The sequence below is a fragment of the Pseudactinotalea terrae genome (genome assembly GCF_009733845.1).
Taxonomy (GTDB): domain Bacteria; phylum Actinomycetota; class Actinomycetes; order Actinomycetales; family Beutenbergiaceae; genus Pseudactinotalea; species Pseudactinotalea terrae.
In genome coordinates, this window is record NZ_WNXZ01000001.1 from 447,960 (window position 1) to 470,786 (window position 22,827).

Sequence of the window (22,827 nt, forward strand, 5' to 3'; positions counted from 1 at the left end):
TTCGCTTACAGGAGTGACATGACGCAGAACCCGCCGGACCCCCAGAACCCGGGCGGTGAGCAGCCCAACCCGCAGCAGCCCGGTGGGTTCCCGCCGCCGCCTCCGCCGAGCTACGGCAGCGGAAGCCAGCCGCCGGCCGACCAGCCCCCGAGCTACGGCAGCCCGAACCAGCCGCCGGCTGACCAGCCCCCGAGCTACGGCAGCCCGAACCAGCCGCCCAGCTACGGCGCACCGCAGCAGCCCGGTGGCTTCCCGCCGCCCCCGCCCGGTGGGGGCGCGCCGCCGCCGCCTCCCGGCGGTGGCTTCCCGGGTGCTGCCCCGCCGCCGCCTCCCGGCGGTCAGTACGGCCAGTACGGCGCGCCGCAGTATGGCGGCCCGGCCGGTGGCCAGTGGGGCTCGGACCAGCCGCCGTTCTCGGTCGGTTCGGCCATCAGCTACGGCTGGAACGCGTTCAAGTCGAACGCCGGCGTGTGGATCGGCGCGTTCCTCGCGGTCGCCGTCATCAGCGTCGTGCTGCAGAGCCTGCTCAACCCGTCCGTGAACGTGGACCTGGGCGACGCCGGCTCCATCCCGATGGTCGAGTACACCTTCGCCGGCCAGCTGCTGGCGGGTCTCGCCTCGATCGTGACCTACCTGCTGTCCGCCGTCCTGATCCAGGGCGCCGTGCACAAGGTCAACGGCCGCTTCGAGGGCTTCGGCTCGTTCACGAACTTCACCCACGCCGGCCCGCTGTTCGTCGCTGCCGCGGCGCTCGGCGTCGTCAGCCTGGTGCTCGGCCTGCTGTCGGTCGTGTCGCCGTTCCTGACGAGCATCCTCAACCTCGTGTGGGCCATCCTCAGCGTGTTCACCCTGTACGTCGCGGCTGACCGCGGCCTGCAGGTCGTGGACGCGGTGAAGGAGAGCTTCCGCCTGGTCACGTCGAACCTGGGCTCGGTCATCGTGCTCTGGCTCGCCACCATCGGTCTGGTGATCGCGGGCGTCATCGTGGTCTGCTTCACCGGTCTGATCATCGTGGTCCCGCTGCTGGTGCTCGCCTGGGCGTTCGCGTACAAGACGCTCTCCGGCCAGCCCGTCGCCGCACCCTGATCGATGACGCAGCCCCCGGAGGAGCCCGAGCCGAGAGCGATCTCGGACCCGGGGGCTGCGTCCGATCCGCACGAGCCGTACGGCCGAGCACCGGATCCCAGCGGCGCGTATCCCAGCCCCGATCAGGGCGGGTTCGCGCCGCTGCCTGATCTGCGGGCAGGGGACTATCTCCCACCCGGACCCGGGTACAGCGGCGCAGACACCGGGCCGGATGCCGCGCCCCAGGCCACCGACTCGCTGCGCCGCGCCTGGCGGATCTTCGCCGACAACCCGGTGCCGTTCGTCATCTCCCAACTGATCTGGGCCCTGATCTTCGTCATCCCCGTGGCGCTGCTGCTGATCGCGTTCGGCGCGCTGCGGCTCGCCGATGGCGGCACCCCAGCCGGGCTGCCGGCGCTGCTCGGTGTGGGCGGGCTGGTGACCGTGCTGGTCATCGTGCTGCTCGCCGTCGTGCAGCAGGGTGCCTTCGCGACAGCGACGCTGAAGGCGGTCGACGGCGACCGCGTGGGCGTCGCGGACTTCTTCCGCCCACGCCACGTGGCCCAGCTGCTCCTGCTCGCCCTGATCCTCGGCGTCGCCTCGGCCCTGCTCGCGATCACCGGCATCGGTCCGTTGATCGTGATGTTCTTCGGCGTCTGGGCGGTGCTGCTAGTGGTCGAGCGCGGGCTGTCGGCGGTCGAGGCCGTCAAGGTCAGTGTGAGCGCCAGCCTGCGAGAGCCTGGCCAGACGATCGTGCTGGTGCTCGCCGCCTACGTGATGAACGCGGTCGGAGCGCTGCTGTGCGGGCTCGGCACGCTCGTCTCGATGCCGGTGGGTGTGCTCGCGTTCGCGGACTACTACCGGCGCAGCGCGGCGTTCAGTCGACCGTGACGAAGTCGACGAGCTCCTCCACGCGCCCGAGCAGCGCGGGCGAGAGGTCCTTGTAGTCACGTACCCGGCCGAGGATCCGCTTCCACCCGGCTGCGATGTCCGCCTGGTTCTTCGCGGGCCAGCCGAGGGCGCGGAGGGTGCCGACCTTGATGTCGGTGCCCCGCGGGACGTGCGGCCACTCCGCGAGACCGACCCGGGCGGGCAGCACCGCCTGCCACACGTCGACGTACGGGTGCCCCAGCACGAGCACACCCGGGAACGTCGCCATCACGGCGTCGGCGATCCTGCTCTCCTTGGATCCGGGCACGAGGTGGTCGACGAGCACCCCGACGCGGCGCGCGGGGCTGGGTCCGAAGTCGGCGAGGCGATCCGCGAGGTGATCGACGCCGTCGAGCATCTCGACGACGACACCCTCCACCCGGAGGTCATCACCCCAGACCCGCTCGACGAGCTCGGCGTCGTGGCGACCCTCCACCCAGATCCGGGAGGCGCGCGCCACCCGGGCGCGCGCGTTCGTGACCGCGACCGAGCCGCTGGCGGTCCGCCGCGGCGTGGCGGGACCGGACCGCGGTCGCGGCGCCACGAGTCGCACGGGCTTGCCGTCCACCCAGAAGCCGGCGCCGAGCGTGAACGTGCGGGTGCGTCCCTGGCGGTCCTCGAGCACGACCACGTGCTCGCCGCCGCTCTTCTCGACCCGCACCACAGCACCGACCCACCCGCTGGTCACGTCCTCGACGACCAGGCCGCGATCGGCCGGCACGTCGGTGGTCTGAGGCTTGCGGTGGCGGTGCGGGTCCTGGGACAGGACGTCGCTGCCGTAACGATCGTGGCTCACGCCGGTCGACGTTACGCAGGCCACGCCCGCGAGTGTGGGAGGCACGGCTTAGAATTGGCACTCGGGAACCGTGAGTGCCATCACGAGCGCTACTGCGAGTCGTCAGGAGGAGGCGAGCCGATGGAACGGCAGGACCGGCAGCTCGACGTGCTCCGCGCGATCGTGCAGGACTACGTCCGCAGCCGCGAGCCGGTTGGCTCGCGTCACCTCGTGGAGCGGTACAACCTCGGCTTCTCGCCCGCCACGATCCGCAACGACATGGCAGTGCTCGAGGAGGAGGGCTATATCGCCCAGCCACACACCTCCGCCGGCCGGATCCCCACCGACAAGGGCTACCGGGCGTTCGTCGACAGGATCAACGTCGTCAAGCCGCTCTCGGCGGCGGAGCGGCGCGCGATCCACGAGCTGCTGGACTCCGCCGTCGATCTCGACGACGTGCTGGAGCGCACGGTGCGCCTGCTCGCCCAGCTGACCCAGCAGGTGGCGGTGGTGCAGTACCCCTCGCTGCGCCGATCGGCACTGCGTCACGTCGAGCTCGTCCCAGCGGCCGCACACCGGCTGATGATCGTCATCATCACCGACACCGGGCGGGTCGAGCAGCGGATCATCGAGCACGAGCAGGAGATCGATGCGCCGTTGCTCGCCGAGGTGCGTGCGCGGCTGAACGCGGCGGGGACCGGGCGGCGGATGCCCGACCTGGTGGGAGCCTTCCGTGAGGTGGTGGAGGCGTTCCCCCACGATGACCGCGCGCTCGTCACCGAGATCGCCGAGCTCGTCACCGACACCCTCTCCGAGGAGGTCGAGGAGCGTATCGTCATGGCAGGCACGGCGAACCTGGCCCGTGCCGACGTCGACTTCACGCGCACCATCTCGCCCGTGCTGGAGGCGTTGGAGCAGCAGGTCGTGCTGCTCAGGTTGCTGACGGAGATGGGCGAGGAGTCGCCGCTCGCGGTGCGCATCGGAGCCGAGACGCTCGACGAGGGCCTCAGCGAGACCGCGGTGGTGGCCGGCGCCTACGGAACAACCGGTGGCGGGAGCGGGTTCGGTCAGGTGGGCATCGTGGGACCGACCCGGATGGACTACCCCTCGACGATGGCCGCCGTCCGCGCGGTGGCGCGTTACCTGTCCAAGATCCTGGCGCCCTGACGCCGATCACGAACCAACGAACGAGACGAGAAGCGTGACGACGGACTACTACGAGGTGCTGGGCGTGTCCCGGGAGGCCACTCCCGAGGAGATCAAGCGCGCCTACCGCAAGCTCGCGCGTCAGTACCACCCCGATGTGGCAGGCCCCGAGGCTGCCGACAAGTTCAAAGAGGTCAGCGCCGCGCACGAGGTGCTGTCCAACCCCGAGAAGCGCCGGATGTACGACATGGGTGGCGGCATGCCCGGCATGTCCGGCAGCGGCGCAGGCTTCGGGTTCAGCGACATCTTCGAGTCGTTCTTCCAGGCGGCCGGTGCTGGTGGCGCGAGCCGTGGCCCGGCCTCGCGCGTGCGCCGCGGCCAGGATGCGCTGATCCGGATCGACGTGGAGCTCAAGGACGCGGCGTTCGGCGTCGCGCGCGAGGTCACTGTCGACACCGCCGTGGTGTGCACCGTCTGTCACGGCTCCTGCTGCCGCCCCGGCACCGGGCCGGTCACGTGCGTGGAGTGCCAGGGCCGTGGCTCGGTCCAGCGCGTCGCCCGCTCCTTCCTGGGCAACGTCATGACGACGGCGCCCTGCGCCGCATGCGGCGGCTTCGGCTCGGTCATCCCCGACCCGTGCCAGGAGTGCTCCGGCGAGGGCCGCGTCCGCAGCCGCCGGACGATCACCGTGAACGTCCCCGCCGGCGTCGACACCGGCACCCGGATCAAGCTGAGCGGACAGGGTGAGGTCGGTCCCGGTGGCGGCCCCGCCGGCGACCTGTACGTGGAGGTGCGGGAGCGCAAGCACCCGATCTTCACCCGCCGCGGCGACGACATCCACTGCACGGTCGAGCTCCCGATGACGGCCGCGGCGCTCGGCACCGTGGTGGCGATGGAGACGCTCGACGGTGAGCAGGAGGTCGACATCCGGCCCGGCACCCAGCCCGAGGACATCGTCACGCTGCGCGGACTCGGCATCGGTCATCTGCAGGCAGGCGGCCGCGGTGATCTGCACGTGCACGTCAAGGTCAGCGTGCCCACCGAGCTGACCCCCGAGCAGGACCGCCTGATGCGCGAGCTGGCGGCCGAGCGTGGCGAGGAGCGTCCGCAGGCACGGATCTCACCGGTGAAGAACTCGGTGCTCCGGAAGCTGCGCGACACGTTCGCCGGTCGGTGAGCGTGGGGTCGTGACCGCGCCGGTCTTCGTGGTGGAGCCCGGCGCGATCGGCGTCGGGCTCGGCCCGGGTGATCGCTGGACGCTGACAGGCCCCGAGGCCCGCCACGCGGCCTCGGTGCAGCGGCTCCGCGCCGGTGAGCCGATCGAGGTGGTCGACGGCGCCGGGACCAGGCTCCGAGGTGACGTCGCCGACGGATCGGGACCGGGCGCCGTCGAGATCTCGGTGCGCGAGGTCGCCCACGAGCAGCCGCCCACCCCTCGACTGGTGCTCGTGCAGGCGCTCGCCAAGGGCGGCCGCGACGAGATGGCGGTCGAGGCCGCCACCGAGCTCGGCGTCGACGCGGTGCGGCCGTGGCAGTCAGAGCGTTCGGTCGTGCAGTGGCGCGGCGACAAGAAGGCCAAGGGCGAGCAGCGCTGGCGGGCGCTGGTCCACGCAGCCACCAAGGTGGCGCGGCGCTCGTGGCTGCCCGAGGTGCTGCCGTTCGTGCGCGGGAACGCGCTCGTGGACGTCGTCGCCGAGGCTGTGGCGGGTGGCGCCGTGGTGCTGGTGCTCCACGAGGTCGCGAGCGCACCACTGGTGCAGGTACCGCTCGAAGGGGTGCGCGAGGTGATGGTCGTGATCGGGCCCGAGGGCGGCATCAGCGACGACGAGGTCGACGCCCTCGTCGCCGCCGGTGGCGCCGCGGTGCTGCTGGGACCGAACGTGCTGCGCAGCTCCACCGCGGGGCCGGCGGCGCTCGCCGCCATCAGCGCTCGCTCCGGCCGCTGGGCCTGAGGTCTCGCTCGATCGACACCGGGTGAGTCACCGATCGCCCGGTGACGACGCCCCAGACCGCGCAGGGGCGATCGCCGGATGTCGCCCGCAGCAGGTTCCGCTCGGTCGCCCGACCGTGCAGGCTGCTCTCGAGCGCCCGAAGGAGCCGGAATGTCCGCACCACAGCCGTACCACCACGTCCGTCCGATCGCAGCTGTCGACCTGCCGGCCGTGGCCGAGCTGCTCGGCCGTGGCATGGCCGACAACCCGATCCACGTCGCGGCATACCGGGGCGACGAGAGCTCCGGTGCACGCCGACACAGCCGGCTGATGCATACCCTCCTGCGTGCCTCGCGCTCGTTGCAGCTGGAAGGCGTCGACCGGGACGGCGCGCTGGCCGGTGTCGCCGGGTGGGCCCCGCCGGGGACGTGCCGGCCCGTGCTCGGCGCCCAGCTGCGCCTCATGGCCCGAGGTGTGACGTTCGGCCCACGAACAGCGGGCCGCTTGCTGACCTGGACGACTGCGTGGGCCAAGCACGACCTCGACGCTCCCCACGTGCACCTCGGCCCCGTCTCGGTCGACCGTCACCTGCGTGGGCTCGGCATCGGCAGCCTGTTGCTCTCGCGGCACGTCAGCCGGCTCGACGTCGCCGGCGCGGTGGGATACCTGGAGACCGATCGGCCCGAAGCCGTGGGCTTCTACGAGCGGTTCGGATTCCGGGTGGTCGAGCGGGCCGACGTGCTGGGGACGACCTGCTGGTTCATGCGCCGGCCCGCCAGCTGAGGATGTCGCACCACGGCGACATCGCTCGTACGCGGTGTCGTCGCTGGTCGACCGAGAGTGTCGTCTCGGCACGGATGCGGCGCCGCCGAGCCCTTCGTAGCGTCTCGCTCATGACGAGATCGCCATCGACCGCGCCGCAGGGCCGGCGCACGATCACCGTGCCACGGCGTGCTCTGCTGGGATCGGCTGTCGCGACCGTGGGTGGCGCAGCGGTGGCGGGCTTCGCGGGCGGGCAGCTGCAGGCCGGTGTGGATGGCACACCGGTCGACCCGGCTGCCGAGGAGGTCGTGTCCGCGTTCGGGGTCCATCAGGCCGGCATCACCACGGCGCAGCAGCGGTACGCCACCTTCGTCGCCGCCGACCTGACCATCACGGACGGGGCGCTGCTGCGCCGGCTGCTGGCCGACATCTCCGCCACGGTAGCGCTCGTCACGCAGGGCCAGGAGCCGCCGCCCTCGCCGATGTTCCCGGACGGCGCTATCACCCCGACCGACTTCGCGACCGGCCTCGGAGCGGCGCGGCTGACGATGACGGTCGGAGTCGGCGCCCGGGTGCTCGAGCTGCCGGGCATCACGCGTGAGGCACCACGACGGCTTCGACCGCTGCCCGCCTTCGCGGGAGACCACCTCGACCCACGCTGGGGCGGCGGCGACCTGTTGGTCCAGATCTGTGCCGACGACGCCCAGGTGGTCAGCGCGGCCATGAGAGCCCTGCGGGCACGACTGCCCGGCTATGCGGTCATCCGCTGGACGCACTCGGGCTTCCTCAGTGCCCCGACCGGCGGCGGGACGCCGCGCAACATGTTCGGGCACAAGGACGGCACGTCCAACCCGCGACCCGGTTCCGCCGAGCTCGCCGACATCGTCTGGTCGCTCCCCGACGAGCCCGCATGGTTCGCCGGAGGCACGTACCTGGTGTTCCGCAAGATCCGGATGAAGACGGCGAGCTGGGACCTCACGACCCGCGACGAGCAGGACGCGGTGATCGGTCGCCGTCGCTCGGACGGCGCACCGCTGACCGGCGAGCAGGAGTTCGACCAGCCCGATCTCGAGGACACGGGAGCAGGCGGCGCGCCCGTCATCGCCGAGGACGCGCACATCCGGCGTGCGCACGGGTTCTCGATGCTGCGCCGCAGCTACAACTACGACTACGGGTTCCTCACCGCCATGGCCGGCGGCAGCCCCGACCCGTTGGAGCACCCGGAGGACCACCCGCACGCGCCCGGCACCGAGGACCACCATCACGGCGGGCACGGCAAGCTCGACGTCGGGCTGCTGTTCTGCGCCTACGGCAACGACCCCGACAGCCAGTTCGTCGCCGCGCAGCACCGCCTGGCCGAGCACGATCGTCTGAACACCTTCATCCAGCACACCGGCAGCGCCATCTTCGCGATCCTCCCGGGGTTCCGAGACGGGGGCTACGTCGGGGACACTCTCGTCTGAGACGAGAACGACTCATGGAGACCAGGATGAGTGACACGGGCGCGGCTCCGCCCACTGACCCCGTGGCGGCGGACCAGGCGGTCCTGGACGAGATCGGTGCACGGCACGGCCTGTGGGCACCCGGAACCGCCGGCGCGACACTGGCACGGGGAGGGGAGAACACCACCGTCGCCGTCGAAGGCTGGGTCGTGCGGTTCAACGAGGATCACGACGCCGTCGCGCGCGAAGCGGCGCTGCTCGGTGCGCTCGCCCGTGCCACCTCCGTCTCGACGCCGGTGCCGCAGGTCCACGACGACCGGCTCGGGCTCCTCATCTACCGCCGGCTGCCGGGCGAGCCGCTCCTGGCTCGTCAGCAACGGCCCGCAGCGGGCGCGGTCGCGGCGCTCACGGAGGTCCTCGCCGCGCTGCGGCAGATCCCGGAGGCGCAGCGGCTGCCGGTGGACGACTACCCGAACGATGCCTGGCACCAAGACGCGCTGGAGCACTTCCGCGCGACCAGCTCCAGGCTCGAGCCGGAACGCGCCGCCGTGATCGCGTTCTTCCTCAGCGAGCCGGTACCACCGAACCGGGATCTGCTGGTCCCGCAGCACAACGACCTCGGGGCCGAGCACATCCTCGTCGACCGGACCGGCGTCGTGACGGGCGTCATCGACTGGACGGACGCCGCACGGACCGACCCGGCGCGCGACCTCGGACGCCTCTACCGCGATCTCGGGAGCGAGATCGCGTTCGGTGTCGCCGCCGCGCTCGACGGACCCGTCGGCGACGACGAACGCACCCGCATCCAGTTCCACGCTCGCTGCACATGGCTCGAGGACTTCCGCTACGCCGTCGACGACCCCGGGCCTCGGGCGCTCTACCTGGACAACTGCCTCCGCACCTTCGACCACACCTTCGGAAACCCTGCATGAGCTCGGCGCGCACGCCCGCGCGGCGCAATATTGAGGCGGAGGATGTCGGAGCGGGCACGTACCTTCTGAGGTGATGATCAGCGAGCAGCACACGCCTGGGACAACGCCTCTTCCCGACGCGTCGCGAGAGCATGCCCCGAGCCCGGACGATCCGGCTAGGCGGCTGGACTGGCGGCGCCTGCGCAGGCCTGCCGCGCTGGTCGCGCTGCTCGCGCTGAGCGCCGGCGCGCTCGGCCAGGTCCTCGGTACCGCGGTGGCCGGTCGGCTCGCGGAGAACGCCACGCTCGCCGGGCTGGTCCTGCTCGCCGCCTGCGTCGTGGGTGGCGCGCTGCTCGACGGCGCCGGTCAGGTCGTGTGGGCCGGTGTCGTGGACAGGGCCGAGGGCAAGCTGCGGAGCGACCTGCTCGACGCCGCCCTGAGGCAGCCGCTGTCCGCACTGTCGGAGCAGGCCGTGGGCGAGGTGCTGGACCGCGTCGACGACGACACCCATGCGGTCGGCACCCTGGTGCGGCGCCAGCTGTGGGGTGCCGGCCGCACGGTCGTGGCGACCGTGCCGATGTGGGTCGTGGCTGGGGTGACCTGGTGGCCCGCGTGGATCCTGTTCCCTGTGCTCGCCGTGGTGGTCTGGTTCGCCACCAGGCGGATGCTCGACGAGATCGCGCGCCGCAAGGTGATCGAGGAGATGGCCTGGACCGACCACGCCGCGGCCTTCGAGGAGGCGGTCGCGGCACGCAACGACCTGCGCACCAGCCTCGGGCAGGCGTTCGCCGTGCGCAGGCTCGCCCAGCTCTCGGCGGCCGTGCACGAGAAGTTCCACAAGGTCGTCCGTGTCGAGGAGCGGCTGATCCGCCGGGCGGGCATGCTCACCTACTCGCTGCTGGCCGCGACGGCGGTGGTCAGCTCCATCCTCGCTGCGGGCGGGGACCTGTCGGTGCAGCAGCTCGTCACGCTGTTCCTGGTCACCGCCATGTTCATCGGCCAGATCGACAACCTGGTCCATCACCTTCCTGACATCCAGGAGGGTCTGGGTGCGGTGCTGCGGCTGCGTCAGATGTTGGCGCTGCCGCCGGAGCCCGAAGGCGGGGACGAGGTGCCCGAGGGTCCGCTGGACGTCGAGCTCCGTGACCTCACCTTCACCTACGCCGAGGGCACGTTCGCGCTCCGAGACGTCAACCTGCGGGTGCCGGCGGGCCAGACCATCGCGCTGGTGGGCCGCACAGGTTCGGGCAAGTCCACGCTGGCCGCGCTGCTCTCGCGCGCCGTCGAGCCTGGCCGCGGGATGGTGCTGATCGGCGGCGCCGACGTACGCGACCTCGACCTGCAGAAGCTGCGCCGCGCCGTCGGGGTGGTGACCCAGCGCACGGAGATCCTGGCCGGCACCCTCGCGGAGAACATCGCCCTGTTCGCGGACGTCCCGCGAGCCCGGATCGAGGCGGCGGTGCGCGAGCTCGGGCTGGGCGAGTGGGCCAGCGGGATGCCCGACGGCCTCGACACGCTGCTCGGGCCAGGCGGCACCACGCTGTCGGCGGGGGAGGAACAGCTGGTCGCGTTCGCGCGGTTGCTCGTGCAGGACGTCCAGCTGGTCGTGCTCGACGAGGCGACCGCGCGCATGGACCCGCTCACCGAAGCGAGGGTCGTGGCGGCCTCGGACCGTCTGCTCACCGGCCGCACGGGCGTCCTGATCGCGCACCGGCTCAGCACCATCGAGCGCGCGGGGCTGGTCGCCGTGCTCGATCACGGTCGGGTGGTGCAGCAAGGCCCGCGGGCAGCGCTCGCACGGACACCAGGCCCGTTCCGCACCCTCGTCGAGGCCGGGGCGAGCGACGGCTCGCTCGACGACGAGGACTACGACGGCAGCCTGCACGACCACCACCCCGACGAGGTTCCCACCGGCGCGGCCGGGTCGAGTCCCGCTGCTCAGGAGACCGAGGGCGCTGTGGTCGAGGCGGTGGGTGGTCGCCGTCGGACGGGCGCACCACCAGACGTGCCCGAGCCGGGTTCGGGACTGAGCCTGGCTCGCGGCATCCTCAACGGGCTGCTTGTCCGACCGAAGTGGGGTGTCTTCGCCGCGCTGCTGTTCCTCCTGTCCAGCCTGGTGGCCGCGCAGGGTGCGGTCAGCGGCTTCCTGTGGGGTCGTGCCGTCGAGCAGGTGCAGACCGGGGTGGTGCCGGTGGTGCTCGTGGGCTCGCTCGCGGTGCTGCTGCTCACCCAGCCGCTGCTGCTCTCCCGCGCGATCGGCCTGTACCCACGATGGTGGGTGGAGGTGCTGCTGCGGATCCGGATGGCCGTCATGCACGGGCAGACCCGCCAGCACCGGCTGCCCGTGACGCCTCCGGGCGAGGTCGTGGCGCGGGCGATGGACGCGGACCGGTTCGTCCGGTACGCCGACCGCTGGGTCGACTTCACCAACGGACTGCTCATCGTGGCCGTGACGGCGGTCATCAGCGGAACCTGGACCGCGGGTGCGGTGCTGCTGGGTGTCATGGTGGTCTCGGCCGCCGCCTCGGCGATCGGCAGGCCGATCGCCGGCCGCTCCGCCACCAAGTCGTCGACCGCGCGGGCCCACTTCGGGCGGGCGCTGGTGTCCGCGCTCGACTCCGCGCGCACCGTCAAGCTCGCTGCGCGGACGCCGGATGTCCGGCGGCACCTGCGTGAGGTGGACTCCGGGAGGGTGCGTGCGGCGATCTTCGAGCACCGGGTGCAGGCGGTCCTGGACTCCGTGCCGATCGTGATGCTCCACGTCGGTGTGGTCGTGGCCTGGGGCTTCCTGCTCACGAACAGGTGGGATCTCGCGACGACGCTGCTGGTGGCGAACGCCGTCACCGGGTTCGCCTGGTACGGCGTGGTGGCCGGTGCTGTGATCACGGAGGCACCCGGGACGCGCTCGTGGCAGGTCGCCACCGCACGCTTCGCCGCCGGCGCCGATCTCACCGCCGCGCAGCCCGGCGTGGACCTCGTCTCGGGGCGTGCACCCACGCCGGTGCAGCCAGCACGCACGCCGCTCGAGCGGCTCGAGCTGGCCGGGTTGAACGCCGTTCACGACGACGGCACGGTCGGTGTGTACGACGTCGATCTGCAGGTGCGGCGCGGCGAGCTCGTCCTCCTGCTCGGGCAGGTCGGCTCGGGCAAGTCGTCGCTGCTGTCGGCGCTGGCCGGACTGGTCGAGCACACCGGTGAGGTCCGCTGGAACGGCGTCCCGGTGCGCGACGCTCAGGAGTTCCTGCGGCCCGCGCAGGTCGCGCACGTGGCACAGGTGCCGCGGGTGCTGTCCGGGACGTTCTCGGACAACGTCCGACTCGACCACCCCCGTGACCTCGACGGCCCGATCCGGGCGGCGCGGCTCACGCAGGACGTGGAGGAGGCAGGCGGACCGCACTCGCTGGTCGGGCACCGCGGCGTGCGGCTGTCCGGTGGTCAGGTGCAGCGTCTCGCGCTCGCACGAGCGCTCGCCGCCGACACCGAGCTGCTGCTCGCCGACGACGTCTCCAGCGCGCTCGACGCCTCCACCGAGATCGAGCTCTGGGCGGCGCTGCGCGAGCAGGGCACCACCGTGGTCGGTGCCACGTCGAAGCGCGCTGCGCTCGCCCGTGCCGACCGTGTGGTGGTGCTGGTCGACGGCACGGTCGCCGCCGTCGGGCCCTGGAACGAGCTGTCACCGCGCTGGAGCCACCTGGCCGGCTGACCCTCGAGCGCCTCGCTCGCGCGGTGCTTCCTCACCGTGCCGGTGGCCAGCTCACGACTGCCCGCGCCGGTTCCACACCCACATCGCGATGCCTACCCGGTTGCGGACGTCGAGCTTGCTGCTCACGGTCGCGACCAGGTTCTTGACCGTTCCCACGGCAAGGTGCAGCTCGGCGGCGACCTGGGCGTTGGTCAGGCCTCGCGCCACCAGCTCGGCCACCAGGAGCTCGCGGGGACTCAGGGCCGGTTCCGGAATCGGGACCGGGGCCCGCGAGACGTGGCGCAGCAGCCGCGCCGTGAGCTGCGGGCTGATGAGCACATCTCCGGCGGCGGCGGCCCGGATGGCTTCGACGAGCAGCGTGGGACCGGATCGCTTGAGCAGGAAGCCGCAGGCACCGTTGCGCAGGGCAGCATGGACGTCCTCGTCGACGTCGAAGGTCGTCACGACGAGTACGCGGATCGCGGGGTCTGCGCCGGGTCCGGCGAGCTGCCGGGTGACCTCCAGACCGTCCAGCTTCGGCATCCGGACGTCGGCGACGACCACATCGGGCCGCAGCCGGCGAGCCAGGTGGACGGCGGCAGCGCCATCGGCCGCCTCGCCCACCACGGTCATGTCGGGCTGCGCGTCGATGACCATCCGATAGGCGCTGCGGAGCTCGCTCTGGTCGTCAGCGATCACGATCCTCAGGCTCACCGGTGGCTCCGTCCCGCCGGGAGCACCGCCGCCAGTCGCCAGCCGCCGCCGGACCGCGGACCGGCGGTCAGCGTGCCACCCTGCGCCTCGAGGCGCTCGGCGAGCGTCGCGATCCCGCTCCCGCCCGGACCGGCCTGTGCCGGCTGCGCAGTCCTCGGTACCACGGCCTCCGAGGACACCGCGTTCTCCACGACGACGGCCAAGGCCCTCCGATCGTCCGTCGGTCCGATGTCGACGGTGACCTCCGTCGAGTCTGGTGCGTGCCGCCGGATGTTCGTCAGGGCCTCCACGACGATGCGGTAGGCGTTGGCGGACACCTCACCGCCGCAGTCCTCGGCGCCTGGGGCGACGTGCAGGTCCACGGGCGCCGGCCCGATCGCCGAGAACTGCTGCGCGAGGTGGCGTAGGTCCGAGAGGCTGCGGCGGCGTTCGTCGTGCTCGCGGAGCATGTGGACGCTCTGGTCGAGACTGGCCAGCGCACGCTGTCCCAGCACCTCGATCCGTTCCAGGGCGAGCGCAGCCTCCCGTCCCTCGGCGTCGAGCATCCGGGCCGCCTGGGCCTGGAACAGCATCGCGCTGACCTCGTGCGCGACGAAGTCGTGCAGGTCCGCCGCGATGGCCAGCCGCTGCTCGGTCTGGACGCGCCGCACCTCGCGCAGGTGCGACGCGTCCTGGGTGCGCAGGTACCAGCCCGCGGCGGCAGCGGCGAGGACGAAAGGGATCCAGAACAGACCGAGCAGCAGATCCGCCGGGGACTCGATCGGCGCACGGACGCGCAGCAGCGTGGCGGCGATGGCGCTGCCGGCCAGGGCGCCCACCCCGATCGCGACCGGTGACCGCGACCGACGCACGAGGACGACGACCAGCGTGAGGAGACCGGCGATCTCCACCAGGCCCCAGAGAGCCGCACCGATGCCGCCGTCGCCCGTCGGCAGGTGCGCGGCAGTCAGGACGAGCGACAGGCCGGCGAGAGCCGCGGTCGGGACGTGCACGGATGGGCGGCGTCCCCGCCACCACACGATCGCCGCTACGACGGCGAGGACGGCCACGGACGCGCGGCCGACCCCCAGCACGAGGCCGGCCAGGCTCATCTCCATGGGCAGGCGTTTCGAGGCACGGCGTCAACACTAGGACGGGCACGTCCCGCGAGAACCGTGCCGAAGGTCATCGACCAGCTCGCCGTTGCCGAGACCAAGGGCTTTCGGCACCTTCCGCGGGTGTGCCCGACCACAGCATCGTCGAGGCATGACATCACATCTAGCTCTTCGACATCGGTGGCCGGCCCTGGCGGCGGCCTGGTGGTTGACCTACGCAGGGCTCGCCGTCGCGTGGAGCCTGGGGGCTCCCGGCTGGCCGTTCGCCGTCGAGGGTGCGGCCGCGCAGGCCGGTGCGGTCCTCGTCGGGATCGACCCGGCGACGGCGGCGCCTGTGGTGGCGGCGTTCAGCATCGCCACCGCCGCCGCCAACCTCGCGCTGCGCCGGTCCCGCGGTACGCAGCGCCGGCGGCTGATCCTTCCCTTCGCCTGGGGCACGGTCCTGGTCACGGTCCTCGTCGTACCCGACGCCCGCCTCCTGCTGACGTTCTTCCAGCTGATGACGGGCAACGTCTCGGGCGCGGTCTGGCCCGTGGCCAACCAGGCGGTGTGCGTGGTCGGTGCGCTGCTCACCGCCGCTGCCGCGCACACGGCCGGTGAGCGCTCGCCCGGCCGGCGGGCGTCGTCGTGGTCGCGCCTGGCGATGGTCTGCGCCGTCGGTGCCCCGCTGGCCTACGCCACGATTCGCGGCGCATGGGCGCTGGGACTGCCCGTCGGGGCGACCGAGACGTTCCTCGCGCCCTACACGGCTCCCGGCGCCCGGCTCACGGAGGCGATCATCGCCGGTGCGGCGACCGTAGGAGCGCTTCTCACGGTGGGGCTGGTTCGGCCGTGGGGCGAGACGTTCCCTCGGTGGTTGCCGGGCCTGGCCGGCAGGCGCGTCCCTCCGATGCTGGCGGTGATCCCGGCTGCCGCTGCCGCGATCCTGCTCATGAGCGCCGGCGTCGCCCTCTCACGGGGCATCCTGGCCATGGCGTGGGGCCTGATGCCGGCCACGCCCGCTGCGGAGCTCGCGAACTGGGGTGCGTGGTCGGCGGCGCCGCTCTGGGCACTCTGGGGACTGGCGCTGGCGGCTGCGACCTACGCCTACCACCTCCGACGCCGGTCGACCAGGGCCGTCGTGGGCGGTGCGTCATGACCGCCCGGATCCGTGGGGCCGGGTACACGGCCGCAGCGTGCGCAATAGGGCTGTCGGTGGCGCACGGCGCCGTCTACACGATCGGCTTCCTCACCCAGGCCGATGCGACCTGGGCGGCGTACCTCGTCGGCGGCCTGGCACCGAGCGCGGTCGCCGCGGGGCTGGGTGCCTCGGCTCTCGTCCTCACCCGTGGCCGTCCGCGCCGGGGCGAGCGCCTGCTGATCGGGCTCGCCTGGCTCGCCTGCCTCCTCTTCACCCTGCAAGCCGTGCTGCTGCTCATGGCGGGAGACCCACGGCTCTTCGCACCCGACAGGCCCGGGACCTATTCGCTGGTCGGCGGCCCCGCCTTCGGCGTAGTCGCCTGGGCGTCGCTGCGCCGTCGTACGGCGTGGAGAAGACGAGGGTCCGGTCGATGAGCGTGACCTCGAGCCGTGGCCCAGCGATCGGCTCCGGTACCCACGCCCCATGCCTCGGCGGGGCCGACCCGGAGCGCAGCCGCGACCAGGTCCTTGCGGGGTGACGGGCGTCGGAGCGCGCGCGCCGATCGTGTGGTGGTTCTGGTCGATGGCACCGTGGCCGACGTCGGTCCATGGACCGGCTCTCGCCTCGCTGACGCCACCTCGCGGCTGAGCGTCTCGTCCACGGCCTGACAGACTGTGAGTGATGATCGAGATCTTCACTCAGACCGAGCGGGAGGCGCTGCGCGAGGCCTTGATCGCGCGCGCGCAGCAGGACCCGGACGTGTCGGCGGCCGCCCTCGTGGGCTCGGTCGCGACCGGTCGTGAGGACCGCTGGTCCGACATCGACCTGGTGCTCGGGGTGGAGGCGTCCGTCGTCGACACGGTGGCGCACCGCTGGACGAACGCCATGTACGGCGAGCACGGTGCGGTCCACCACCTCGACGTGGTGGCCGCAGGCGTGCTCTACCGCGTGTTCCTGCTCGCCTCCTCCCTGCAGGTCGACATCTCCTTCTGGCCCCAGGACCAGGTGCGGGCCACCGAGGAAAGCTTCCAGCTACTGTTCGGTGAGGTCAACGAGCCGACCGTTCCGCGTGAGCAGGATCCCGCGGCCGCGATCGGCTGGGCCTGGCTCTACGCGCTGCACGCGCGTTCCGCCCTCGCGCGTGGCCGCACCTGGCAGGCGGTCATGATGCTCGACGACCTGCGCAACCAGGTGCTCTCGCTGGCGTGCTTGCGTCACGGTCTCGTCGCCTTCCACGGCCGTGGGGTCGATCAGCTCCCGACGGCGGTGCTCGCCGCGTTCGCCGACGCGCACTCATCGGACCTCACCGACGCTGCGCTCGCGCGCCGGTTCCGCTCCCTGCTCGACCTGTTGCTCACCGAGATCATCGAGTACGACCGGGACCTCGCCGAGCGGCTCCGACCCAGCTTGCTGCTGCTGACCTCTCAGAGCTGAGACCGGAGCGATGCGATCCAACGTCCCCATCCCGGGCAACCCGTGGCCGCGGGACATGGTGATCCGTGTCGACCCGCACAGCCACCTGATCACGCTCCTGTTCGTCCGGCACGCCTGGGGCAGCAGGCCTGGGCGTGGTTCGCCGCCGCGGACCCGGTCCGGCCGCGCTGGGAGAGCACCTACGGCCGGGACGGCATCGACTCCGTCGCGCTCACGGACTGGGAGCGGGCGGTTGAAGGCCCGCTTCCGCCGGCCAGTCCCGAACACGACTGCGTCGACGTGCTGGTTTCGGCCTGGCGAAGCGGTATCGACTCGATCGTCGTGCTCCCGTACCGCGGCTACTACGTGCATCGGTTGAGTCGTCGTCACCTGGCGGTGTCGAGGTCGACCCGCGAGGATCGCGTGCTCTACCGCCGCGCGCTGGCGACGATCACGTGAGCAGCTCCAGCAGCGCGTGCGCGGCGTTGTGGCCGGCGATGCCGCTGACCGCACCGCCGCGCACCGCGCCCGAGCCGCACACCAGCACCCTCGGGTAGTCGGTAGCCACGCCCCAGGCGGCCGCCGGCCCGGCGGCCGGCTCCGACAGCCACGGCCAGTCGAGATCCCCATGGAAGATGTGGCCGCCGGGCATCCCGAGCTCAGCCTCGATGTCGCGCGGGACCTTGGCCTCCAGGCACGGGCGGCCGTCGGCATCGGTCAGCAGCAGCGGCTCCAGCGGCTCGGCCAGGTGCGTCTCCAGGCCCGCGACCGCGGCAGCGAGCAGGTCCGCACGCGGGGTCGGGTCGTCCGCTCGCACGTGGAGGCCGAAGTAGGTGAGCGTCTGCACGCCGGCGGCGTCGAGCTCGGGCGACAGGATGGAGCGGTCGGTCAGTGTGTGGCAGTACACCTCGCCCGGCGGCGGGCCGGTCAGCGACCCGACCGGTGCGCCCGCCGCCACCGCACGGTGCACCCGTTCGAGGTCGGAGTAGGCCTCGCCGCTGTGGAGCGTTCCCGCGAAGGCCACCGCCGGATCCGCACCGCTGCGCAACCGCGGCAACCGGGACAGCACCATGTTCACCTTCAGCTGCGCACCCACGGGCCTGGTCGGAACGACATCGCCGCAGAGCTCGGCGAGCAGCGCCGGGGCGACCCCGGACAAGACCCAGCCCGCCTCGCGACCGAAGGCTCCGCCGTCGGGCCCCGAACCCCGCACGGTGACGTGGTCCGCACCCGGTTCCAGCGCGGTCACCCGGTGGCTCAGGCTGATCCGTACCCCGGCCTCCACGGCCACCCGCCGCAGCTCAGCGCTCACCGCTCCCATGCCGCCGACCGGCACCCGCCACGGCCCGCCGATCACGTGGTAGAGGAAGCAGCGGTTCTGCACGAGGGACGTCTCGCGAAGGGAGGCGAACGTGCCGATCAGCGCATCGGTCGCGACGACGCCGCGCACCAGGTCGCTCGAGAACCGGCGCTCGAGCGCCTCGCCCAACGGGCGTGTGATGAGGTCGTGCCAGACGCCGTCGGGCACGGCGGCGCGGATCTGCCGCTCGGCGGGCAACGGTCCGAGCAGGGTGGGGGCGACGGCGTCCGCGAGGCGCTGGGCGTCCTCGTAGAAGTGCGTCCAGGCGTCGTGCTCGGCGTCGGAGCCGGTGAGCTCACGGAACGAGGCACGGGTGCCCGGGAGATCATCGGTGACGAGCAACGCGGCAGGCCCGGCGTCGCCGTCGTACGGCGTGCACGAGGCGACCGACCGGTCCGCGAGGCTCACATCGAGCCCGAGGTCCGCGATCAGTGCCGCCGGCATGAGGCTCACCAGGTACGCGTACCGGGACAACCGCACGTCCACGCCCGCGAACGGCGCCTCGCTCACGGCGGCCCCGCCCACGTGGTCGGCAGCCTCGAGGATCTCGACGGCGAGCCCCGCCCTGGCGAGATAGGTCGCGGCCACGAGCGCGTTGTGGCCACCTCCGACGACGACGACGTCCATGCACCCGAGGGTATGCCTGGGGTGGTTGGTCGCCTGCGCCGGTACGCTGGTGCCGACCCTGTCGTCAGTCCGAGGAGCACCTGGGCCCGCGGCCCTGCCCATGTCTGAGAGCACCCCACAGCCAGCGATGTCCACGCCCGGCGGTGCCGCGCATGTCACCCATCAGGTGACGATCCCCGACGATGTCCCCATGGTTGCGCTTCTCGGTCGCCGCGACGAGGTGCTGCGCGCGATCGAGAAGGGTTTCGCCGGCGTCGACATGCACGTGCGCGGCAACGTGGTGACCCTGACGGGCCCGCCCGGGGACGTCGCGCTCGCCGAGCGGCTCCTCGACGAGCTGAGCCAGGTCGCGGGGAGCGGGCAGCCCTTGGACGCCGACGCCGTCGAGCGCGCGATCACGATCCTGACCGCGACCACCACCGACCGCCCGGCGCAGGTCCTCACGATGAACATCCTGTCCAACCGCGGCCGCACGATCCGGCCGAAGACGATGGGGCAGAAGGAGTACGTCGAGGCGATCGATCGCCACACCGTCGTGTTCGGCATCGGACCGGCCGGTACCGGCAAGACCTACCTCGCCATGGCCAAGGCCGTGCAGGCTCTGCAGGCCAAGCAGGTCAACAGGATCGTGCTGACACGGCCTGCCGTGGAGGCGGGGGAGAGCCTCGGTTTCCTCCCCGGGACGCTCAACGACAAGATCGACCCCTACCTGAGGCCGCTCTACGACGCCCTTCACGACATGCTCGACCCCGACTCGATCCCGCGCCTGATGGCCGCCGGCACCATCGAGGTGGCGCCGCTGGCCTACATGAGGGGGCGGACGCTGAACAACGCCTTCATCATCCTCGACGAGGCGCAGAACACGACTCCCGAGCAGATGAAGATGTTTCTGACCCGGCTCGGCTTCGAGAGCAAGGTGGTCGTCACCGGTGACGTGACGCAGGTCGACCTGCCCGGCGGCGCCCGATCGGGGCTGCGTGTCGTCCAGGAGATCCTCACCGAGATCGAGGATGTCGAGTTCTGCCGGCTCACCAGCGCCGACGTGGTCAGGCACCGGTTGGTGGCCGACATCATCGACGCCTACGAGCGATGGGACGCCACCCAGCCCCGCGAGGACGCCCGGCAGCGGTCCCACCGAACCGAACAACGAGCAGGACGGAACCAGCGGTGAGCACCGACGTCACCAACGAGTCGGGCTACACGCTCGACGAGGTCGAGTTCAGCGACCTCGCCAGCTACGTGCTGGACGAGATGCACGTTCACCCGCAGGCAGAGCTGGAGGTGCGGTTCGTCACCACGGAGGTGATGGCCGATCTCCACGTGCGTTGGATGGACGAGGAGGGTCCCACCGACGTCCTGTCGTTCCCAATGGATGAGCTTCGCCCGGGCGACGTCGATGAACCGAGCGAGGAGGGCATCCTCGGCTCCGTCGTGGTCTGCCCGGATGTCGCGGTCACCCAGGCCAAGCAGGCCGGGCACTCGCCCGAGGAGGAGATGCTCCTGCTCACCACGCACGGGATCCTGCACCTGCTCGGCTTCGACCACGCCGAGCCGGAGGAGGAGAAGGAGATGTTCGCGCTGCAGCGACGCCTGCTCCTCACCTTCCTCGCCAACCGATGAGTGGCTTACCCGCCCTCGCCGCCATCACGGGTCCGGCCGAGGGCGTGCCGATCAGCCCGCTGCTGATCCTGGCCCTCGGCTCGATCGCGCTCGGCGCGGTCCTGTCGGCCGGTGAGGAGGCGGCGCGCACGATCACGCGCGCGGCGGCCCACGAGGCCGAAGGGCGCGGTGCGGACGCCGTGGTGGCCATCGCCGAGGACCCGGAGCCGGCCGCGCGCGTCACCGGCTACCTGCTGGTGCTGGCGCAGATGACCGGCGCCGTGGGGCTGACGCTCGTGCTCGTGGGCCTGCTGGAGACCTGGTGGCAGGTGCTGGTCGGCTCGATCCTGGTGGCGGCGCTGATCATGATGCTGGTGGTGGGCGCCAGCCCGCGGCGGTACGGCCGGCGCGAGCCGGTGAAGGTGCTCGCGACCGTCGGGCCGCCCATCCTGGCGCTCGCGCGGTTCATGGCGCCGATCGCGCGGCTGCTGTCCCGGATGGGTGAACGCGCCGGCCGCACCACCGGTGAGCAGCGCGCCGTCGACGAGGAAGAGCTGCGTCAGATGGTCGATCGCGTGAGCGAGAGCGAACAGATCGACGACGACGAGCGCGAGATGCTGCAGGGCGTCTTCGAGCTGGGCAACACGATCGTGCGCGAGGTGATGGTCCCACGCACCGACATGGTCACGCTCGCCGCCCACACCTCGATCAACAAGGCCAGGAACCTGTTCGTGCGCTCCGGCTTCTCGCGGGTGCCGGTGGTCGGGGACAGCGTCGACGACCTCCGCGGGGTGCTCTACCTCAAGGACGTGCTGGCGTACACCTTGAACCGGCCCGACCGCGACAAGGAGCGGGTCGAGGCTGTGCTCCGCACGCCGGTTCTCGTGCCGGAGACCAAGGCCGTGGACGACCTGCTCGAGCAGATGCGCACCACGGGTATCCACATCGCGATCGCGTTCGACGAGTGGGGCGGTGTGGCCGGCCTCGTGACGATCGAGGACGTCCTGGAGGAGCTGGTCGGTGAGCTCACCGACGAGCACGACCGGTCCGAGCCCGAGGTCAAGCCCGACGGCGAGGGCTCCTTCCTCGTGCCCGCCCGCCTCGCGCTGGACGAGCTGGGGGATCTCTTCGATCTCGAGATCGAGGACGACGACGTCGACACGGTCGCCGGTCTCCTCGCCAAGGCTCTGGGCAAGGTTCCGATCCAAGGGGCGCACGCCGTCACCCACGGCCTCGAGCTCGAGGCCGTGAGCGCCGCCGGCAGGCGGCGCCGCATCGATACGATCCGGGTCACCCGTGCCCCGGAACCCGAAGAGCAGGAGGACGCCGATGAGCGACGAGACTCGCGGCGGTGAGTTCCGGGCGGGCTTCGTGTGCGTCGTCGGGCGCCCCAACGCCGGCAAGTCGACGCTGACCAACGCGCTCGTCGGACAGAAGGTCGCGATCACGTCCAAGCGCCCGCAGACCACCCGGCGCGCGGTGCGCGGCGTCGTGAACCGACCCGGTGGCCAGCTGGTGCTGGTCGACACCCCTGGGCTGCACCGACCGCGCACGCTGCTCGGCGAACGGCTGAACGAGCTGGTGAGAGGCACTCTCGCTGAGGTCGACGTGGTCGTGTTCTGCCTTCCCGCGGACCAGAAGGTCGGCCCCGGCGACCGGTTCATCGCAGACGAGCTGCGCGAGTCGCGCACGCCGGTGGTCGCTGTCGCGACCAAGGCCGACTCGGTCCCGCAGGAGCGGTTGGTCGAGCACCTGCTCGAGGTGTCGGCGCTCGGCGACTGGGCTGACATCGTGCCGGTCAGCGCGCACAAGGACTTCCAGCTGGACGTGCTGGTGGACGTGCTCCTGAAGCACGTGCCCGAGGGCCCGCAGATGTACCCCGACGGCGAGCTGACCGACGAGCCCGACCACATCATGGTGGCCGAGCTGATCCGCGAAGCAGCCCTGGAAGGGGTGCGCGACGAGCTTCCCCACTCCCTCGCCGTCGTGGTGGAGGAGATGGTCGAGCGCGACGAGCCCCGCCGCGACGGCCGCCGCCTGATCGACGTCCGCGCCGACGTGTACATCGAGCGCCCCAGCCAGAAGGCGATCATCATCGGTGCCGGCGGCTCACGGCTCCGCGACGTCGGCACCCGTGCGCGTCACGGCATCGAGGCTCTGCTCGGGTGCGCTGTCTACCTCGACCTCCACGTGCGCGTGGCGAAGGAGTGGCAGCGCGACCCCAAGCAGCTGCGCCGCCTCGGCTTCTAGCCTCCG

Annotated in this window: 20 protein-coding genes; 16 read left to right on the forward strand and 4 right to left on the reverse strand. The window is 71.9% G+C overall.

Annotated elements, in window-relative coordinates; all coding sequences use genetic code 11:
- Positions 1–18 precede the first annotated feature (18 nt).
- Positions 19–1,086, forward strand: a complete 1,068-nt coding sequence (locus GPA03_RS22975; protein WP_156250332.1) for a DUF2189 domain-containing protein — start codon at positions 19–21, stop codon at positions 1,084–1,086.
- A 3-nt stretch (positions 1,087–1,089) separates the two neighbouring features.
- Positions 1,090–1,956: a hypothetical protein gene (locus GPA03_RS02065; protein ID WP_156250333.1), complete on the forward strand. Its 867-nt coding sequence runs from the start codon at positions 1,090–1,092 to the stop codon at positions 1,954–1,956.
- Here GPA03_RS02065 and GPA03_RS02070 read toward each other — a convergent pair.
- Entirely contained in the window at positions 1,943–2,791 is an 849-nt protein-coding gene (locus GPA03_RS02070) for a DUF3097 domain-containing protein (protein ID WP_156250334.1), read from the reverse strand. The two genes, GPA03_RS02065 and GPA03_RS02070, sit on opposite strands and share 14 nt — an antisense overlap.
- 120 nt (positions 2,792–2,911) lie before the next feature.
- Here GPA03_RS02070 and hrcA point away from each other — a divergent pair, with 120 nt between their 5' ends.
- From hrcA to GPA03_RS02105, 7 genes are all read left to right on the forward strand, one after another.
- Positions 2,912–3,937 (forward strand): heat-inducible transcriptional repressor HrcA, encoded by a 1,026-nt coding sequence (gene hrcA, locus GPA03_RS02075; RefSeq protein ID WP_156250335.1) that lies wholly within the window; start codon positions 2,912–2,914, stop codon positions 3,935–3,937.
- 34 nt (positions 3,938–3,971) lie between these two features.
- The gene (gene dnaJ / locus GPA03_RS02080; RefSeq protein WP_156250336.1) at positions 3,972–5,093 is read left to right on the forward strand and encodes a molecular chaperone DnaJ; all 1,122 of its coding nucleotides are present in this window, start codon (positions 3,972–3,974) and stop codon (positions 5,091–5,093) included.
- A 10-nt stretch (positions 5,094–5,103) separates the two neighbouring features.
- Positions 5,104–5,868: a 16S rRNA (uracil(1498)-N(3))-methyltransferase gene (locus GPA03_RS02085; protein ID WP_156250337.1), complete on the forward strand. Its 765-nt coding sequence runs from the start codon at positions 5,104–5,106 to the stop codon at positions 5,866–5,868.
- A 150-nt stretch (positions 5,869–6,018) separates the two neighbouring features.
- On the forward strand, positions 6,019–6,630 hold the full coding sequence (locus GPA03_RS02090; RefSeq protein WP_162458228.1) for a GNAT family N-acetyltransferase: 612 nt from the start codon (positions 6,019–6,021) through the stop codon (positions 6,628–6,630).
- 110 nt (positions 6,631–6,740) lie between these two features.
- Entirely contained in the window at positions 6,741–8,072 is a 1,332-nt protein-coding gene (locus GPA03_RS02095; protein WP_156250339.1) for a Dyp-type peroxidase, read from the forward strand.
- Positions 8,073–8,098: 26 nt separating this feature from the next.
- Entirely contained in the window at positions 8,099–8,983 is an 885-nt protein-coding gene (locus GPA03_RS02100; RefSeq protein WP_162458229.1) for an aminoglycoside phosphotransferase family protein, read from the forward strand.
- Positions 8,984–9,056: 73 nt separating this feature from the next.
- A complete protein-coding gene (locus tag GPA03_RS02105) occupies positions 9,057–12,665 on the forward strand; it encodes an ATP-binding cassette domain-containing protein (protein ID WP_156250341.1) in 3,609 nt (1,202 codons plus the stop codon).
- A 51-nt stretch (positions 12,666–12,716) separates the two neighbouring features.
- On the opposite strand, the gene GPA03_RS02110 is transcribed toward GPA03_RS02105, so the two are convergent.
- Both GPA03_RS02110 and GPA03_RS02115 read right to left on the reverse strand, forming a co-directional pair.
- Complete coding sequence (locus GPA03_RS02110) at positions 12,717–13,358, reverse strand: response regulator (protein ID WP_156250342.1); 642 nt, start codon at positions 13,356–13,358, stop codon at positions 12,717–12,719.
- On the reverse strand, positions 13,355–14,455 hold the full coding sequence (locus GPA03_RS02115; RefSeq protein WP_156250343.1) for a sensor histidine kinase: 1,101 nt from the start codon (positions 14,453–14,455) through the stop codon (positions 13,355–13,357). Before GPA03_RS02115 ends, GPA03_RS02110 begins: the two co-directional genes overlap by 4 nt.
- Positions 14,456–14,603: 148 nt before the next feature.
- Here GPA03_RS02115 and GPA03_RS02120 point away from each other — a divergent pair, with 148 nt between their 5' ends.
- The 3 genes from GPA03_RS02120 to GPA03_RS02130 all read left to right on the forward strand — a co-directional run bounded on the left by GPA03_RS02120 (position 14,604) and on the right by GPA03_RS02130 (position 17,006).
- Positions 14,604–15,590 carry a hypothetical protein gene (locus GPA03_RS02120; protein ID WP_156250344.1) on the forward strand — a complete coding sequence of 329 codons (987 nt, stop codon included), beginning with the start codon at positions 14,604–14,606 and terminating at the stop codon, positions 15,588–15,590.
- A complete protein-coding gene (locus tag GPA03_RS02125) occupies positions 15,587–16,006 on the forward strand; it encodes a hypothetical protein (protein ID WP_156250345.1) in 420 nt (139 codons plus the stop codon). Before GPA03_RS02120 ends, GPA03_RS02125 begins: the two co-directional genes overlap by 4 nt.
- A gap of 247 nt (positions 16,007–16,253) precedes the next feature.
- The gene (locus GPA03_RS02130) at positions 16,254–17,006 is read left to right on the forward strand and encodes a nucleotidyltransferase domain-containing protein (RefSeq protein WP_156250346.1); all 753 of its coding nucleotides are present in this window, start codon (positions 16,254–16,256) and stop codon (positions 17,004–17,006) included.
- Between the two features lie 430 nt (positions 17,007–17,436).
- On the opposite strand, the gene GPA03_RS02135 is transcribed toward GPA03_RS02130, so the two are convergent.
- Positions 17,437–18,972 carry a phytoene desaturase family protein gene (locus GPA03_RS02135; protein ID WP_156250347.1) on the reverse strand — a complete coding sequence of 512 codons (1,536 nt, stop codon included), beginning with the start codon at positions 18,970–18,972 and terminating at the stop codon, positions 17,437–17,439.
- Between the two features lie 100 nt (positions 18,973–19,072).
- On the opposite strand from GPA03_RS02135, the gene GPA03_RS02140 reads away from it, so the two are divergent.
- The 4 genes from GPA03_RS02140 to era are packed head-to-tail and all read left to right on the forward strand — an operon-like array spanning position 19,073 to position 22,821.
- Positions 19,073–20,143 carry a PhoH family protein gene (locus GPA03_RS02140; RefSeq protein WP_156250348.1) on the forward strand — a complete coding sequence of 357 codons (1,071 nt, stop codon included), beginning with the start codon at positions 19,073–19,075 and terminating at the stop codon, positions 20,141–20,143.
- Positions 20,140–20,592, forward strand: a complete 453-nt coding sequence (ybeY, locus tag GPA03_RS02145; protein ID WP_156250349.1) for an rRNA maturation RNase YbeY — start codon at positions 20,140–20,142, stop codon at positions 20,590–20,592. Before GPA03_RS02140 ends, ybeY begins: the two co-directional genes overlap by 4 nt.
- Positions 20,589–21,926: a hemolysin family protein gene (locus tag GPA03_RS02150; protein ID WP_156250350.1), complete on the forward strand. Its 1,338-nt coding sequence runs from the start codon at positions 20,589–20,591 to the stop codon at positions 21,924–21,926. Before ybeY ends, GPA03_RS02150 begins: the two co-directional genes overlap by 4 nt.
- Complete coding sequence (gene era / locus GPA03_RS02155) at positions 21,901–22,821, forward strand: GTPase Era (protein WP_156250351.1); 921 nt, start codon at positions 21,901–21,903, stop codon at positions 22,819–22,821. Before GPA03_RS02150 ends, era begins: the two co-directional genes overlap by 26 nt.
- Positions 22,822–22,827 lie beyond the last annotated feature (6 nt).